Source organism: Streptomyces sp. NPDC092296, from assembly GCF_044755465.1.
Lineage (GTDB): Bacteria > Actinomycetota > Actinomycetes > Streptomycetales > Streptomycetaceae > Peterkaempfera.
This window is the reverse complement of the sequence record NZ_JBIVRB010000009.1, coordinates 1-15201: the sequence shown is the minus strand read 5'-3', so window position 1 is coordinate 15201 and position 15201 is coordinate 1. Positions and strand designations below refer to the sequence as shown.

The window sequence follows — 15201 nt, the reverse complement described above, 5'->3', positions numbered from 1 at the left end:
CTTGGCCTTCCGGTCGCGGAATGCCTAGGCTCTTGCTCCGTGCCCCACCCACCGCACCCCCATGAGGACCTGCTCGCCCACCTCACCCGCACCAGCCCGCTGGCACCGGGCGAGGCGGCGCGGGTGATCGCAGAGGTGCTGGCGTACTTCTCCGAGAGCACCGAGGAGTACGTCCGCCGCCGCCACGGCGAACTCCAGGCGCGTGGCCTGACCAACGAGAAGATCTTCGGCCGGATCGCGGACGAGCTGCCCGCCCGCCGGGTCGCCGCCCCCGAGCTGTCCGCCCGGCAGCTGCGGCGCATCGTCTACGGCTGAGAGCCGCTTCCACCACCAGCACACCAGGAGGAGCCCCGCATGTGCGGAATCGTCGCGTACATCGGCCCCAAGGACGCCGCCCCCATCCTGCTGGAGGGCCTCCAGCGGTTGGAGTACCGGGGCTACGACTCGGCCGGGGTCGCGGTCTGCGGCCGCTCCGGCGGGCTGAAGCTGCGCAAGACCCGGGGCAGGGTGGCCGACCTCGCCGCCGCGATGCCCGCCCGGTTCAAGGGCACGGCCGGCATCGGCCACACCCGCTGGGCCACCCACGGCGAACCCAACGACGCCAACGCCCACCCGCATCTGGACGGTGGCCGGCGGATCGCCGTGGTGCACAACGGCATCATCGAGAACGCCGACGAGCTGCGCGCCAAGCTCACCGCCGACGGCACCGCCTTCGCCTCGGAGACCGACAGCGAGGTGCTGGCCCACCTGGTGGCCGCGCACGCCGCCGAAGGCGTCGAACTGGAGGACGCCGTCCGCCGTGCGCTGGCCCATGTGGTCGGCACCTACGGCATCGCGGTGCTGGACGCCGAGCGGCCGGACCGGATCGTGGTGGCCCGCAACGGCAGCCCCATAGTGCTGGGCATCGGGGAGAAGGAGATGTTCGCCGCCTCCGACGTCGCGGCCCTGGTCCGCTACACCCGCCAGGTGGTCCACCTGGACGACGGCGAGCTGGCGACCGTCCGCGCCGACGGCTTCCGCACCTTCACCGAGGACGCCAGGACCACCGCCAAGGTGCCCTCCACGGTCGACTGGGAGCCCGGCTCGTACGACACCGGCGGCCACCGGCACTACCTGGTCAAGGAGATCCACGAGCAGCCCGCCGCCGTGGAGCGCACCCTGAGCGGCCGGCTGGACAACCGCTTCCACACCGCCCACCTGGGCGGTCTCGACCTGGACGCCCGTACGCTGCGCGCCATCCGCCGGGTCAAGATCCTCGGCTGCGGCTCCGCGTACTACGCCGGGGAGATGGGCGCCCAGCTCATCGAGGAGCTGGCCCGCGTCCCCGCCCATGCCGAACCCGCCTCGGAGTTCCGCTACCGCAACCCGGTGATCGAGGCCGACACGCTGTATGTGGCGGTCAGCCAGTCCGGCGAGACCTACGACACGCTGGCGGCGGTCCAGGAGATCAAGCGCAAGGGCGGCCGGGTGCTCGGCGTGGTCAACACCGTCGGCAGCGCCATCGCCCGCGAGTGCGACGGCGGCCTCTACTTGCACGCCGGGCCGGAGATCTCGGTGGCCTCCACCAAGGCGTTCACCTCCACGGCGGTCGCCTTCGCGCTGCTGGCGCTGCACTTCGGCCGGGTCCACGACCTGTCGCCCGCCGACGGCCGCCGGATCTGCGCCGGGCTTGCGGCGCTGCCGGGCCAGATCCGGGAGATCCTCGCCCAGGAGGAGCGGATCGCCGCGCTCGCCGCCGAGTACGCCCGGCACGACGGCATGATGTTCATCGGCCGGGTGCGCGGCTGGCCGGTGGCCCGGGAGGGCGCCCAGAAGCTCAAGGAGGTCTCGTACGTCCACGCGGAGGCGTATCCGGCGAGCGAGCTGAAGCACGGTCCGCTGGCTCTGATCGGCCCGGAGCTGCCGACGGTGGCGGTGGTGCCCGATGACGAGCTGCTGGACAAGAACCTCACCACGCTGGGCGAGATCCGCGCCCGGGGCGGCCGGGTGCTGGCGGTCGGCCACCGGGTGCCGGACCCCCGGCTGGCCGACGACGCCATCGTGGTGCCGAAGAACGAACCCGAGCTGGACCCGCTGCTGCTGGGCATCCCGCTGCAACTGCTGGCGTACCACGCGGCGGTGGCCCTGGAGCGGGATGTCGACCGGCCGCGCAACCTGGCCAAGAGCGTCACCGTGGAGTGACCGGGGGAGGAGCGACCGGGAGAGCGGTACGGGCGGGGGCGGCGCCCCCGCCCGTACCGACGGCCGTCAGCCCAGCGGGCCCGTCAGCCCGGCGATCTGTCAGCCCAGCGGGTCGCCCGACCGGGGCAGCGCCAGCCGCTCGGCGGGCCGCACCGGGTGCGCGGTGACCACCGTGGTGCCGTCCTCGACGTGGTAGTCCAGCGGCACCCCCAGCCGCCGCATCGCCGCGACCATCGCGGTGTCCGAGGACCGGGTCACCGCGTAGACCTCCGCCATGCCCGCCTCGGCGGCCAGCGCGACCAGCCGGCTCAGCAGTCGGCCGCCGAGCCCGCGCTGCTGCCAGCCGTCCTCGACCAGCAGCGCGACCTCAGCGCTGTCGCCGTCCCAGAGCAGGTGCGCCAGCGCGACGATCCGCCCGTCGGGCAGCTCGGCGGCCAGCGTCTGCCCGTGGCGGGGGTCCAGCAGATGGGCGAGGTAGCGGTCCGCGTCCCCGACCGGGCCGTGGTAGCGGCGGCGCAGGGTCTCCGCCGAGCAGCGGCCGTGCAGTTCCAGCGCGGCCTGCCGGTCGTCGGGGCCGGCCCGGCGCACGGTGACCTCGCTGCCCGCCGTCAGGGTGACGGTCTCCCGGTGGGCCGGCAGCCGGGGGCCGAGCACCGCGTCCAGCTCCACCAGGGCGCGGGCCCTGGCGTACTCGGTGGGGGTGAACGGCAGGTGCGGCCGGGAGAGCTTCAGCACGCCGCCGCCGGGGTCGCGCAGCCGCAGCACGGTACCGTCCGCCGAGCCCGCCGCCGGGCCGTCCGCCTGGGCGGGGACGGCGGGGTCGTCCGGCACGGCGGGCAGCGAGCGGATGGCGCAGGGGCCGAAGAGCTGGCGGAGCGCGAGTGGCAGCTCGGCGGCGTCCAGCGCGGTGCGGGTGGCCAGCCCCAGGATGCGGGTCGGCACGTCCACCAGGTCGTGCGGGTCGGCCCGGTCGATCCAGGCGTCCCGGCCGCCCGCCGCGAGCACCGCGCCGACCAGCTCGGCGCGCGGCAGCTCGGCGGGCGCCCGGACCAGCAGCTCGTCGGCGGTGCAGGTCGCCAGCGGATGGGTCTGTAGCGTGACGATGTCCACCCGCAGCCGGGCGAGCGCGCCGCATAGCGCCGCCAGGCTGCCGGGGGTGTCCGCGACGGTGGTGCGGATGCGCCACAGCATGCCGCCCCCGGCCGGCTCGGGTCCGACCGCGCTCACCGGGGCCACCGGCCCGGCGGTGGGGTCCGGACCGGGCGGGGCGTGCCCGCGGCGGTGCGCCCACCCCAGGTGGCACAGCGCCGTGCCGAGCAGGGCTCCGGCCGAGGCGAGCAGCAGCGCGGGTCCGTCGTGGCCGTGGACCACGACTCCCGCGACCAGGTCGGCGGTTGCGACGGCGAGGAAGACGGCGGACAGCTCGACGGCTTCCCGGCGCCAGCGGTGGTGCTTCGACAGGTGGTCCATGGCATCAGGCTGCCGCCCTGGTGTTTCACGATCACGAACGATTGATGACCAGACGGTAAAGGACTTTTCATGACCTTCTAGGGTGTTGTGCGTGGCTACTGGTGGGAGCGGAGGGGGCGGCGGGGGCGCACTCAGCCGATGGCGAGCCGCCGCAGCACCTGCCCGCAGCGTCTGGCGTACAGCCGCTGACCGACCGGCACCACGGGCCCGGCGGCGCGGGTGAACCAGCGGGCCGGTCGGCTGAAGGCGGTCACCGTCAGCCAGACGGCCTTGTCCGGGCCCATCTCCACGATGAAGGCCTCCTCGCCGCACTCCGGATGGCCGGCCAGCGTCCCGTACGCGAAGCCGAAGCGGTCCGGCCCGGTGAGCGTGGAGACCACCCGGCAGGGCGCCAGGACCCGCAGCGGCCCGACTCCCAGCGCCACGTCGACGCCGACGCCGGGTGCGGCGCGCTCGGCGGGGGTGTACATCTTCACGCCCATCGCCCGGTGCATCCGCCAGTCGAGCACCGCCGCGCCCGCCGCCTCCAGCACGTCCCGGCCGTGGCCCAGCAGCATCCGGTGACGCAGGTGCTGGTAGCCGCCGGGCAGCGGCTCGGTGGCGGTGGCGCCGACCTCGGGGTAGGTGAATCCGGTCAGCTCGGTCAACGCTGGGCCTCCTGTGGTCGGCGCCGGGCGGGCAGCGCGCGGAGTGCGGCACCCGGCGCGTTCACGGCGCCGCGCGCGGCAACCGTCCAGGTCGGCGGTGGGTGTGGGACGCCGGGCGCAGCCACCATGGTGGCCGCCGGCGGTGTCGCGCGGACGGCAGCCGCGACGCGTGTCGCGCGCCGCGACGCCCCCGGCCCCCCGATCGGACCCGGCGCGGCGGGCGGTCTCCCCGGTGCCACGCCCAGGTTCACCAGCACGGTCATGGTGCACCCCCTCCCCGCCCCCACACTAACCCGGATCTTGGGTGCGACCCGCCGGTGGGTGGCGGACAAGTCGCTTGCGGTCACCACCCTGCCCCGGCAAGCTATGCGTAAGTCAGAATACCTATGCAATCACGACGCAGAGGAGCGCCCCATGACCGACGCACCCAACGGCTGGCCGCAGGGCTTCCACGCCTGGACGGGACGGATCGGCCTGCGCGACGAGGAGGGGGACGACCTGGCGCTGCTCGCCTCCGACCGGCCCTGCACCAGCGCGGCCGTCTTCACCCGCAGCCTCTTCGCGGGCGCCGCCGTCGTGGTCAACCGCCGGCACGCCCCCGCCGGGCGGACCCGGGCCGTGGTCACCGTCGCCAAGAACGCCAATGTGGCCACCGGCGAGCAGGGCGAGCGCGATGCCCAGGAGATCACCGCCCTGGCCGCCGCCGCCCTCGGCGTCCCCGCCGAGCAGGTGCTGATCGGCTCCACCGGCGTCATCGGCCGCCCGCTGCCGATGGACCCGGTACGCGACGCGCTCGCCACCGCCGCCGCCCGGTGGCCCGTACGGCGCACCGCCTCCCCGCTGGACGTCGCCGCCGCGATGATGACCACCGACACCCGCCCCAAGACCGCCACCGCCCGGGTCGGCAACGCCCGGATCGTCGGCGTCGCCAAGGGCGTCGGCATGCTGGAGCCCGACATGGCGACCATGCTCGCCTACCTCGCCACCGACGCCGAGGTCCCCGCCGACCGGCTGGACGCCGCGCTGCGCGCCGCCGTGGGCACCACCTTCAACTGCCTGAGCGTGGACACCGACACCTCCACCTCCGACACCGTCGCGCTGCTCGCCAACGGCGCGGCCGGCCCGGTGGACCCCGACGCCTTCACCGCCGCGCTGACCGAGGTCTGCCTGGACCTCACCCGGCAGCTGGCCGCCGACGGCGAGGGCGCCACCAAGCTGATCGAGGTCACCGTCGGCGAGGCGCGCGACCGCGACCAGGCCAAGCGGGTCGCCAAGGCCGTCGTCAACTCACCGCTGGTCAAGACCGCCGTACACGGCGCCGACCCCAACTGGGGCCGGGTGGTGATGGCGGTCGGCAAGTGCACCGACGACATCGACATCGACCCGGCCCGGGTCCGGGTCGCCTTCGGCGGCCTCCAGGTCTACCCGGGCCAGGTCGACCAGGACGCCCTGGCCCGGCTCACCGAGATCATGAAGCAGCCGGAGGTCGCCATCACCGTCGCGCTGGGCACCGGCGACGCCGCCGCCACCGTCTACGGCTGCGACCTGTCCGCCGGGTATGTGCGGATCAACGCGGATTACACCACCTGACCGGACCGCACCACCTGACCGGACCGCACCACCTGACCGGACCGCACCACCCGCCCGGACCACCTGAGCGACTACACCACCTGGTACGCCAGCAGCGGCAGCACCCGCCCCGGGATCGAGCCCGAGGGGGTGCTGCCGATGCGCACCGCGCCCATCGCCAGGTAGAACGGCTCGGCGTTGGGGTCGGCGTCGATGGTCAGCCGCCGGAACCCCAGCGTCCGGGCCTCGGCCGCCATCCGGTCGAACAGCAGCCGGCCCACGCCCCGGCCGATGGCCTCCAGCGCCACGAAGCACATCCCCAGCTTCCCGTCCGGCGGATCGCCCTCCAGGGTGGTGAAGCCCAGCACCCGGCCGCCGTCCTCGGCCACCCGGGTCCGCCGCGCCGCCAGCTGGTCCGCCGTCAGGGTCAGCTCCGCCCGGCAGGCCGCCAGGAACGCCGCGTCATAGCCCCAGTGCCCCTTGGACCGCAGCGCCAGCTCGCTCAGCGGCCCGGCCTCCTCCGGCCGCGCCGCCCGGACGATCACGACTGCACCCGCTGGGCGGACGAGCCGAAGCGCAGCAGGTTGCCCCAGGGGTCGATGTGGGCGCCCTCGCGCATCCCGTACGGGGTGCCGACCGGGTCCACCAACTGCCCGGCCACGCCTGCCGCCGCCCACTCCCGGGCCAGCACGTCGGCGTCGACCACGGAGAGGTAGACGGCGGAGTTGCTGGTCGCGGGGTCGATCCGGTCGACCACGGCCAGATGGACCGTCGCCCCGCCCCGCCGGGCGAAGGCGTACTGGGAGCCGGACGGCTCCACGGTGAAACCGAGTGCGCGGTAGTGCGCCGCCGCGCCGGCCAGGTCGCTGACCGGCAGGATCGCGGCGGCTGCGGTGAAGGTGGTCATGCCCGACAGCCTATGCGCCGAACCCCCGTCTGCTGTCGGCCCGGACGTCGGCGGGCCCGTGCTCCGGTGCGGACGGCGGCCGTGGCTCCTCCTGGGTGCGCAGTCGGCGGGCGTAGCGCTCGACTATCCGGCTGAGGACCCGGGCGGTGGTGGCGAGGTCCGGGTCGTCGATGCCGTGCAGGACCTGTTCGAGCAGGGCGCGGTTGGCGTGGTGCAGCCGGGCCAGCACCTCGGTGCCCTGTGGTGTGATGACGACCCGGCGGGCCCGGCGGTCCAGCGGGTCGGCGGAGCGTTCGACCAGGCCACGGGCCTGGAGCCGGGCGACCTGGCGGGTCACATGGGACGCCTCGACCAGCAGCCGGTCGGCCAGGTCGCCCACCCGGCAGGCGCCCGCGCCGCTCTCCAGGGCCAGCAGCAGATGCGCGTCCGGCCGACTCAGCCCGACCCCGGCCAGCGCCGCCTGCCGGTCGTGTGCCTGCGAGCGGGTGAGCAGGTAGGACAGCGACGCCAGGACCCGCTCCAGGGCGGCGGTCGTGTCCCGTACGACTGGTTCCGGCATGCGGGGCACTGTAGCGGTCCGGGTGCAAGGGGGCGGGGTGGGCCACCGGGGCGAACCGGCCAAAGTGGGCGAGGGGGGCGGTTCGCCCTTCCTGTGTATACGGAGGGCGAGCTAATGTGACGGCAGGTTAGTTGCCTTAGTCAGCTAATTTACCTTGGCATGACCTATACAACTTGCGAGGAGTGCCCGCCGCGCCCCTCCCGAGGAGGCGAACGCCGTGAGAGTCAGCATCGACGCCCAGCGCTGCTGCGGCTCCGGCCAGTGCGTACTGGCCGCCCCCGAGGTCTTCGACCAGTCCGAGGACGACGGCACCGTCGTCCTCCTCGACCCCGCCCCCGCTACCCGAGCGCACCAGGCCGTCCGCGACGCCGCGTCGTTCTGCCCGGCCGGCGCCATCACCGTCCACGACGGCTGAACCCGACCGCCCGACCGCCCGACCGCCCGGCAGCCGCGCACCCGCATCCGATCGCGCACCCGCATCCGTCCGCGCCCCGCATCCGATCGCGCCCCGCATCCGTTCGCGAAGGAGAGACCCCCGCGATGACGACCGTGGAATCCGCCGAACCCCTCGCCTACCCCGCCGCCCGGGGCAGCTGTCCGTTCGCGCCGCCGCCGCCCTACCAGCAGGCGCAGCGCGAGCGGCCGGTCACCCCGATCACCCTCTGGGACGGCTCGACCTCCCTGCTGGTCACCCGGCACGAGGACGTCCGGACGGTGCTGCGCGACCCCGCGTTCAGCGCCGACGCCACCCATCCCGGCTTCCCGTTCCTCACCCGCAACCGCCAGGTGCTCGCCACCGATGTGAGCTTCATCCGGATGGACGACCCCGAGCACGCCCGACTGCGCCGGATGCTCACCGCCGACTTCATGGTCAAGCGGACCGAGACGCTGCGCCCGCAGATCCAGCGGATCACCGATGACTTCCTGGACCGGATGACGGCCCACCACCCGCCGGCCGACCTGGTCGCCGAGTTCGCCCTGCCGATCCCCTCGCTGGTGATCTGCCTGCTGCTCGGCGTCCCGTACGAGGACCACGCCTTCTTCCAGGACCGCAGCCGCATCCTGCTGGACACCAGCGCCGCCGCCGAGGAGGTCGACCGCGCCCAGCGCGACCTGCTCGACTACCTGATCCGGCTGGCCGAGGAGAAGCGGAGCGACCCGGACGAGAGCATCTTCGGCCGGCTGTCGGCGCGCGGCGCGCTCAGCTCGCGCGAGGTGGCCGCCATGGGACGGCTGCTGCTGGTCGCCGGACACGAGACCACCGCCAACATGATCGGGCTGTCCACCCTCGCCCTGCTGCGCGACCCCGCCCAGCAGGACCGGCTCCGCCAGGGACCCGACCAGGTCAAGGCGGCCGTCGAGGAGTTGCTGCGCTACCTCACCATCGTGCACACCGGGCTGCCCCGGGTGGCGATCGAGGACACCGTCGTCGGCGGGCACCCGGTGCGCGCCGGGGAGGGGGTCATCTGCATGCTTTCCACCGCCAACCGGGACGAGGCGGTCTTCCCGGACGCCGACGGGCTCGACCTCTCCCGGGACGCCCGCCGCCATGTCGCCTTCGGTTTCGGGGTGCACCAGTGCCTGGGGCAGCCGCTGGCCCGGGTGGAGCTCCAGATCGCGCTGGAGACGCTCTTCCGGCGGCTGCCGGACCTGCGGCTGGCCGTCCCGTTCGAGGAGATCCGGTACCGGAAGGACATGGTGGTCTACGGGGTGCACGAACTGCCCGTCGCCTGGTGACGTCCCCCGGCGGGGGCGGGGTCAGCGGCGGGGGGCGCCGGTGGCGACGGTCAGCGGCGCGGAGAGCTCGCCCCAGTCCCCGTCGGGCAGCCGGGCACGGACCCTGACGGTGTAGGAGGCATGCGGCTCGGTGCCGATCGGGAGGCTGTAGCTCGCCCGGTCCTGGGGTTGGCCCGCGCCCCAGACCACCGTGGTGGCGAGCGCTCCGTCCAGGTGGACCTGGTAGTCGGTCACCTGGCCGCCGGTCTCGGGCGGGGTCCACGCCAGGTCGAGGTAGTACCCGTCGGCCGCCGAGCGGGCCTTGCCGCTCAGTCCGGTCGGTGCGGTGCTCGGGCCGTCGCCCGGTGCGGCGGGGGTGGTGACGTCCACGGCGGTGCTCTCCGGCGAGACGTTGTCCGCCGCGTCCCGGGCCCGGACGCTGAAGGCGTAGCCGACCCCGGGCCGCAGCCCGGTGATCCGCGCGGTGGTCCCGCCGCCGCCCACGCTGTGCACCTTCACCCCGCCCTGGAGGACGTCGTACGAGGCCACCCCCAGGTTGTCACTGGACTTCCGCCAGGTCAGCACGGCGGCCCGGGGTCCGTCGGCCCGGCCGCGCAACTCGGTGGGCCGGCTGGGCGGCCGGTCGTCCTGGGTGGCCGCCGACAGCGTGGTGGCGGTGGCCTCGGTGCTCTGCGGCGAGAGGTTGCCGGCCGCGTCCACGGCCCGGACGGTGAAGACGTACCGGGTGGACGGGCGCAGCCCGGCGACATCGACCATGGTCAGCGAACCGGGAACGTCCTTGACCTTGGCGCCGCCCGACCACACCTGATAGCCGGTCACCGCCACATTGTCGGTGGCCGGCTGCCACATCACATGGGCGGCGGTGGCGCTGCCGGCCTGGGCGGTGACGGCGGTCGGCGCGGTGGGCGGCTGCTTGTCCCGGTGGTCGGCCGCGCACCCGGCCAACAGCAGTGCGGCGGCGCCGGTGAGCACGGCGAGCCCGCGAATCCGCGCCACGATGGTGCCTCCCGGTCGCCATGATTGGTCTAGACATATATGCCACAGCCGACGGGCCCGGATCAAGACTCCCGGCAACCCCAGGGAACACAAGCGCAACTACGCAACGAACCCCCCCAGGGCAGGTACTTCCCCTATTCATAGTTTACCCAGGTCAGACGCTTGATATGCGGGTTGGCAGAGATCAGGTGCTCCCAGACAGCCGTTGCTGCCTGGGGGCATCTGTGTTCTGTGCTTGATCAGCGGTCGGGGTCAGTCCCGGGGGTGAGCAGAGGGCCGCAGTCCGGGCAGGCGTAGACGGTCCACGCCGGGCCGCTGGCTCGTTCGATGGTGTGGACGGGGACCGGGCCGTCGGTGGGCTGCTTGCACCGGACGCAGTTCTTAGGGGTGACCTGCGGCCAGCACTGCCCGTAGGCGTCCATGTGATCCCCCCGGTGATTGCTGTCGAGCACACACGGAAGGTCGGTCTTGGCGGCTGTGCGGTGGTCACCGCACGTGGGTGCTCCGAAGACGGCACCGCTCATGATCACCGCACCCCCGCCAGAGCGGGGTACGGGTAGTCAATGCCCATAGCGGCAAGAGCCGCTGCGGTGCGCCGCTCGCGCTGCCTCTCCCGCTCTTGGGTCCGCTCCCAAGCCTCCACGTATGGGCGCACAAGCCGGATGTCCTCGGCTCGGGGCGGCATTGTGCGGACAAGCAGGTGCGTGGGGATCGGCTGGCCGATGCGGGAGCAGAACGGGGGAACAGGGCGGGGAGCCTGCGAGCGGGCGGCGGCGGGAGGCTTTGGGCGGGGTCCTGTCGGGGGTGGGGTCGGGCATGTTCGGGGGGCCGTACGCTGGCCAGGCACCGGGGCAGGCTCCTGCCTGCCCGCCCTTCTGTCCCGGGGCCCCCCGGACTTGCCCGACGCGGGTCCCGCCATCGGCGGGTGCGTAAAGCCTTCCGCCGGTGCCCCCCGACCATGGCGCGGCAGCCGGTGGGCCCCGTGTCGCCCGGGGCGACTCCTGGAGGTAAGCAAGTGCAGCGCCCGTATGAGGGCGCGGGCGATAAGATCGCGCATGTGTCGGTCAGCTCCTAGAAAGCTGTTCGGCCGGAGCCCCGGCGGACCGGTCCTACGCGGTCTGTCGGGGCGTTTCTCATCTGACGGTAGCTAGCCTGTCCCCCCCTGTCCATGGCTATCCGTGGTCATTCCTGGCCGTGCCGGGCCGACCCGGGCAGGTACGGTCATGCTCGTGATGGAGTACGACCCCCACCGCCCGAAGTGGCAGCAGATTGCGGAGACGTTGCGCGCCCGTATCGAACGTGGCGACTACGGGCCGCATCACCTGCTGTCGGAGATGCAGCTTGGGCCAGAGTTCGGGGTGAACCGGAAGACCTTGCGGAAAGCAATAGGAGAGCTGCGAGAGCAAGGGTTGATCACCACTCAGCCCGGCATGGGGTCCTTCGTGGCTGACCGGTCCGCTGGCGAGTCCCCGCAGCAGTCCGGGGGGCAGTCGGCGCCGTGACGCGCGGAAGCCCCGACCACCTCTGGAAGGCATTCCGTCTCGGTGGTGGCCGGGGCTCGTGTGGGGCCTAGCGAACTGCTTGAGGGCCCCGCCTGCCTGTATTGGGGAGGGGAAGGCAGGCGGGGCGGCTCTGTTAGCCGGTCAGGTCGGACCAACTGCCCCGGGACATATGGCAGGTGCCGTCCGGGGTCATACGGACACGACCCCGAACAGTGGCAACGCGCCTTCGGTGACTGCTGTGCGGTGGTACCCGCCCCGGTCGGCGGTCCGATCGAGCGGAGCCCGCCCCGCTGAGTGCGGGACTGGAAAGCTCGTGCCGGCCGGGGCGGGGCCCGTCCCCTGTCGCGATCATTGGGAGATTTTGCGAGAACGCCCAGACGGGCGGCAGGGGGCGGGAGTATCAGGTGTCAGCCATGGGCCTTGCCGTCCCTGGGGGGCTCTGGGGTTTCCGCTCCGGCCGGGTGAGGCGGTCCACCGGCGGGAACGGAGGTCGCGGGAGGTATCGGGTCCACCGATATCGGTGCTCGCCCCAGCCATCGAACTGCGACGCAAGCCACGTCTCGTCCACCTCGAACGCCTTGCCAAGTGACTTCATCGACTCACCATCCCGGTACCGCCTGATGATCTCGGCCTTGCTGGCGACCGCCTTTTCGCGAGCTGCCTGTATTTCACCTCGTGTGCGGCGCATGTCGGTCGTCTCCTGTGTCTGTGGGGCGCGGGGTCACACTGCTGCGCGGGCGGTGGTGAGCAGGTCAGAGAGGGTCACCGGGATGCAGATCGGCCACACCGCGAGGTAGTAGCGGCCGGTGTGGTCGGCCATGTCGAGGGCGACGGGTTCGCCCCGGGTGAGTTGCGCCAGTGCGGCGGCCTGGCGGTCGTCGTCGGTGCACCAGTCCCGTAACTGCTGCGGCACGTCGGGGAGTCCGTTCGGCGTCCGGTTCACGCAGGTGCCGACGATCCCGGCGGGACCGGGGTCCAGCCCGTCCGCGATCCGGTGGGCCTGGCCGCGCAGCCAGCGCAGCGCCAAGCGGCGGTTTGCTGCGGTGCGCTCACCCAGTACGATCCGGACGACCCGCCCCGGGAGGCTGTACGGCGCCCCCTCCGCAATGACTTCGCCCCAGTACGCGGTCAGCGTCGGCATGCCGCCCCCGTCCTGCCCGGCACGATCAGCCACGGTCGCTCGGTGGCCTGCGCGTAGCTGGTGTGGTCGCGGTGGTCGCGGAAGTGCTCGAACGTCCAGCGCTGCTCGGCCGCGAAGTCCTCACCGCCCGGCGACTGCGCGCCGCACGCCCGGCCCGCTTCGTCCTCGCCCAGGCAGCGGAACCGGTGCCACGTCGGCGGCGCATCCGGAGCCGTGTCCGGCGTCACGGTGTGGTCCACGAACCGGAACACGGTGCGGGTCACAGCGCATCCGTCCAACGGCTCAGGCTGGCAGCATTGGCCACGGCAGCCCCCGCCCGCAGCCGCTCTATCACTCCAGCGGGCCGCACATCGCCGGGGTCCGCGTACCACCAGGAGCCGCCGCCAGGCGGGCGCAGCAGCCAACCACGGGCGCTAGCGCTCCGGTACTCGCCTACCCTGTCCGCTCCGGTGTCCAGTACCAGAGCGCCGACCTGCGGTCGCTCTCGCTCATCCTGCCCGCCCTCGACCGGCTGGGCTCTCTGTGTGTCGGGGTCACGCTGAGGCATTCACTACCCCCTTCGCTCCGGTGAGTTGCTAGACAAGCCAACTGGCAACAGGCCGTCCGAGGTAGCTTGATGAGGGGTGGCAAACCCTGGCACTTGATCCGGCATCGAGAGGACGGGCGCGATGCGCGAACCGAATCACCTGTTAGCGGACGCGTTCGCCAGATCGCTTATGACTCAGGGTGAGTTGGCACGACGCGTGCACGCCCGAGCGGTGAGCCTTGGACACCCACACATCTGCCCGGACGCAACGGCGGTCCGCCGATGGCTTGGCGGGCAGGAACCGCGCGCTCCGCTGCCGGGGCTGATCGCCGATGTGCTTTCAGAGCACTTCGGCAGGCGCATCACGACGTATGACCTAGGGCTAGGTGAGGAACCCGACCTTGACCGCCCGCTGACGTACAGCTCATCTTGGGCCTCGACGGTCGAGTCGGTGACCGAGCTTGGGAGAGCGGACATGGATCGCAGGAAGTTCCTGGCGGCGGCACCCTTCGCCGCTGCTGCTGGTATCGGCCCGTCACGGGACTGGCTGCTCAACACCCTTGATCAGAAGCCCGAACCAGGCCCCCGAGTCAGGCTTGAAGACGTCGTGCACGTACGAAACATGTTCAGCGCATTCCAAGACACGGACGTGATGCAGGGCGGAGGCTCGGGCCGACTGCTCTTGACGCAGTACATGAATGAGCACGTCTACCCGCTGTTGCGACGCACCTACTCGGACAACGTGCGGCGGGCGCTATGCGCTGCCACGGCCGAACAGACGTACCTGTTGGGATGGATGGCGTACGACGACGGCGAGCACGGGACCGCCCAACGCTTCCTGATTCAAGCGTTGCGGCTCGCAGAGGAATCGCACGACGCTGCCCTCGGTGCTCACGTGCTCGCGGGTATGGCCGACCAGGCCACGCTGACAGGCAGCCCCGAGGAAGGGCGCCGGCTCGCCCAGGCAGGGCGGCACGGGCTCGCAAAGGTGGACTCCGCCGCGTGCCTGGCGGACCTTTGGGCACTGGAAGCGCGAGCGCTCGCCGTACTCGGGGACAAGGCCGCTACTGCCCGTGCGATCCTACAGTCCGAGTCGGCATTCAGCCGCGTGGACCACGCCAAGGAACCGGCATGGGCTAAGTTCATCGATGCCGCCTATCTCCACGGTGAGCACGCCAACGCCTTCCGGGACTTGGGACAGGCAGAGAACGCGGCGGAGCACGCTCGGCAGTCCATCCAGCACGCACGTGCGCAGAATCGAGCCCGTCGTGGCGCCATGTCACAAGCGGCGCTTGCGGTCTCTCACTTGCAGAACCGGGACCTGGAGGCGGCCCACTCGGCAAGCGTCCGAACGCTCGACCTTGCCCGCCGAGTCAAGTCGTCACGCGCCATCGAAGCAGTGCAGGACGTACAACGGCGCATGATCCCCTTCGGAAGTCACCCCTTGGTCGCGGACTTCAACGAGCGAGCCCGCGTCCTGGCCACCGCGTAGCCTGCCGCGCCCCGAGCGCGCTGCCCGAGGCCCCACCACGAACCCCCGCCGTGGTGGGGTCTCTTGCTGTCTCACGCAGCGTGCGCGTACTGGGGCAGGTGCCCGAGAGGAGATCGGGGGAGTGTCATGAATCAGGTGTGGGTCTCCACGAAGGAGTGAGCCTGATGAATATGACGGCTGGTCACCTGATCGAGACCGTGGACAGCGTGTCGCTTGCCGAGGTCGGCGTGAGCGCTGAGGGTGCCGACGTGAAGTCGATGCCGGTGTCACCGAACGGTCTGTCCAGCGAGCTGCTGGAGGAGCTGGCCGCGCTCGCGGCCGAGAAGGTCCGCGGGGAGGGACTGCGGCTGATGGGCGAGGGCGGGTTGCTGCCCGAGCTGGCCCAGCACCTGATGCAGGCCGCGCTGGAGGCCGAGATGGACGAGCATCTGGCCACCGGGGCCGGCCGGGCAGATGGACGCGGGTCACGCTCGG

Annotated in this window: 16 protein-coding genes and 1 pseudogene; 8 read left to right on the top strand and 9 right to left on the bottom strand. The window is 72.4% G+C overall.

The genetic code is table 11. The features are described from left to right. The first annotated feature begins 39 nt into the window (after positions 1 to 39). A complete protein-coding gene (locus ACIQGZ_RS20085) occupies positions 40 to 315 on the top strand; it encodes a hypothetical protein (RefSeq protein ID WP_402603442.1) in 276 nt (91 codons plus the stop codon). A gap of 39 nt (positions 316 to 354) precedes the next feature. Next, the gene (glmS, locus tag ACIQGZ_RS20080; RefSeq protein ID WP_402603440.1) at positions 355 to 2181 is read left to right on the top strand and encodes a glutamine--fructose-6-phosphate transaminase (isomerizing); all 1827 of its coding nucleotides are present in this window, start codon (positions 355 to 357) and stop codon (positions 2179 to 2181) included. 99 nt (positions 2182 to 2280) lie between these two features. Here the strand turns inward: glmS and ACIQGZ_RS20075 are convergent, their stop codons facing one another. Continuing rightward, complete coding sequence (locus ACIQGZ_RS20075) at positions 2281 to 3651, bottom strand: GNAT family N-acetyltransferase (protein WP_402603439.1); 1371 nt, start codon at positions 3649 to 3651, stop codon at positions 2281 to 2283. Positions 3652 to 3782: 131 nt separating this feature from the next. Continuing rightward, the gene (locus tag ACIQGZ_RS20070) at positions 3783 to 4289 is read right to left on the bottom strand and encodes a DUF1990 family protein (RefSeq protein WP_402603646.1); all 507 of its coding nucleotides are present in this window, start codon (positions 4287 to 4289) and stop codon (positions 3783 to 3785) included. 423 nt (positions 4290 to 4712) lie between these two features. Between ACIQGZ_RS20070 and argJ the strand changes: the two genes are divergently transcribed. Then, positions 4713 to 5888, top strand: a complete 1176-nt coding sequence (gene argJ / locus ACIQGZ_RS20065; RefSeq protein WP_402603437.1) for a bifunctional glutamate N-acetyltransferase/amino-acid acetyltransferase ArgJ — start codon at positions 4713 to 4715, stop codon at positions 5886 to 5888. A gap of 71 nt (positions 5889 to 5959) precedes the next feature. On the opposite strand, the gene ACIQGZ_RS20060 is transcribed toward argJ, so the two are convergent. From ACIQGZ_RS20060 to ACIQGZ_RS20050, 3 genes are read right to left on the bottom strand one after another with little or no spacing between them, the layout of a single operon-like run. Beyond that, a complete protein-coding gene (locus ACIQGZ_RS20060; RefSeq protein ID WP_402603436.1) occupies positions 5960 to 6412 on the bottom strand; it encodes a GNAT family N-acetyltransferase in 453 nt (150 codons plus the stop codon). Next, complete coding sequence (locus tag ACIQGZ_RS20055) at positions 6409 to 6774, bottom strand: bleomycin resistance protein (RefSeq protein WP_402603435.1); 366 nt, start codon at positions 6772 to 6774, stop codon at positions 6409 to 6411. The genes ACIQGZ_RS20060 and ACIQGZ_RS20055 overlap by 4 nt, the downstream gene beginning before the upstream one ends. Before the next feature lie 10 nt (positions 6775 to 6784). Further along, on the bottom strand, positions 6785 to 7333 hold the full coding sequence (locus ACIQGZ_RS20050) for a MarR family winged helix-turn-helix transcriptional regulator (protein ID WP_402603434.1): 549 nt from the start codon (positions 7331 to 7333) through the stop codon (positions 6785 to 6787). Positions 7334 to 7550: 217 nt separating this feature from the next. Between ACIQGZ_RS20050 and ACIQGZ_RS20045 the strand changes: the two genes are divergently transcribed. Next, a complete protein-coding gene (locus ACIQGZ_RS20045; RefSeq protein ID WP_402603433.1) occupies positions 7551 to 7748 on the top strand; it encodes a ferredoxin in 198 nt (65 codons plus the stop codon). A 125-nt stretch (positions 7749 to 7873) separates the two neighbouring features. Next, positions 7874 to 9070 carry a cytochrome P450 gene (locus ACIQGZ_RS20040; protein ID WP_402603432.1) on the top strand — a complete coding sequence of 399 codons (1197 nt, stop codon included), beginning with the start codon at positions 7874 to 7876 and terminating at the stop codon, positions 9068 to 9070. A 21-nt stretch (positions 9071 to 9091) separates the two neighbouring features. Here ACIQGZ_RS20040 and ACIQGZ_RS20035 read toward each other — a convergent pair whose 3' ends face one another. Both ACIQGZ_RS20035 and ACIQGZ_RS20030 read right to left on the bottom strand, forming a co-directional pair. Beyond that, positions 9092 to 10066, bottom strand: coding sequence for a fibronectin type III domain-containing protein (locus ACIQGZ_RS20035; RefSeq protein WP_402603431.1), 975 nt, complete (start codon positions 10064 to 10066; stop codon positions 9092 to 9094). Positions 10067 to 10305: 239 nt separating this feature from the next. Continuing rightward, positions 10306 to 10518 (bottom strand): hypothetical protein, encoded by a 213-nt coding sequence (locus ACIQGZ_RS20030; protein WP_402603430.1) that lies wholly within the window; start codon positions 10516 to 10518, stop codon positions 10306 to 10308. Positions 10519 to 11298: 780 nt separating this feature from the next. On the opposite strand from ACIQGZ_RS20030, the gene ACIQGZ_RS20025 reads away from it, so the two are divergent. After that, entirely contained in the window at positions 11299 to 11568 is a 270-nt protein-coding gene (locus tag ACIQGZ_RS20025) for a GntR family transcriptional regulator (RefSeq protein ID WP_402603644.1), read from the top strand. 721 nt (positions 11569 to 12289) lie between these two features. On the opposite strand, the gene ACIQGZ_RS20020 is transcribed toward ACIQGZ_RS20025, so the two are convergent. Beyond that, complete coding sequence (locus tag ACIQGZ_RS20020; protein ID WP_402603429.1) at positions 12290 to 12709, bottom strand: hypothetical protein; 420 nt, start codon at positions 12707 to 12709, stop codon at positions 12290 to 12292. Further along, positions 12697 to 12972: a hypothetical protein gene (locus ACIQGZ_RS20015; RefSeq protein ID WP_402603428.1), complete on the bottom strand. Its 276-nt coding sequence runs from the start codon at positions 12970 to 12972 to the stop codon at positions 12697 to 12699. The genes ACIQGZ_RS20020 and ACIQGZ_RS20015 overlap by 13 nt, the downstream gene beginning before the upstream one ends. A gap of 738 nt (positions 12973 to 13710) precedes the next feature. On the opposite strand from ACIQGZ_RS20015, the gene ACIQGZ_RS20010 reads away from it, so the two are divergent. Next, entirely contained in the window at positions 13711 to 14727 is a 1017-nt protein-coding gene (locus ACIQGZ_RS20010) for a transcriptional regulator (protein ID WP_402603427.1), read from the top strand. A gap of 137 nt (positions 14728 to 14864) precedes the next feature. Next, positions 14865 to 15201 (top strand): annotated as a pseudogene (locus ACIQGZ_RS20005) (hypothetical protein); the annotation flags it as partial.

Excerpts from the sequence above, each read along its gene's own strand:
- ACIQGZ_RS20050 (WP_402603434.1), bottom strand. The coding sequence starts at position 7,333 with ATGCCGGAACCAGTCGTACGGGACACGACCGCCGCCCTGGAGCGGGTC.
- ACIQGZ_RS20040 (WP_402603432.1), top strand. The coding sequence starts at position 7,874 with ATGACGACCGTGGAATCCGCCGAACCCCTCGCCTACCCCGCCGCCCGG.
- ACIQGZ_RS20075 (WP_402603439.1), bottom strand. The coding sequence starts at position 3,651 with ATGGACCACCTGTCGAAGCACCACCGCTGGCGCCGGGAAGCCGTCGAG.
- ACIQGZ_RS20020 (WP_402603429.1), bottom strand. The coding sequence starts at position 12,709 with ATGCCGACGCTGACCGCGTACTGGGGCGAAGTCATTGCGGAGGGGGCG.
- ACIQGZ_RS20055 (WP_402603435.1), bottom strand. The coding sequence starts at position 6,774 with ATGACCACCTTCACCGCAGCCGCCGCGATCCTGCCGGTCAGCGACCTG.
- argJ (WP_402603437.1), top strand. The coding sequence starts at position 4,713 with ATGACCGACGCACCCAACGGCTGGCCGCAGGGCTTCCACGCCTGGACG.
- glmS (WP_402603440.1), top strand. The coding sequence starts at position 355 with ATGTGCGGAATCGTCGCGTACATCGGCCCCAAGGACGCCGCCCCCATC.
- ACIQGZ_RS20010 (WP_402603427.1), top strand. The coding sequence starts at position 13,711 with ATGGATCGCAGGAAGTTCCTGGCGGCGGCACCCTTCGCCGCTGCTGCT.
- ACIQGZ_RS20025 (WP_402603644.1), top strand. The coding sequence starts at position 11,299 with ATGGAGTACGACCCCCACCGCCCGAAGTGGCAGCAGATTGCGGAGACG.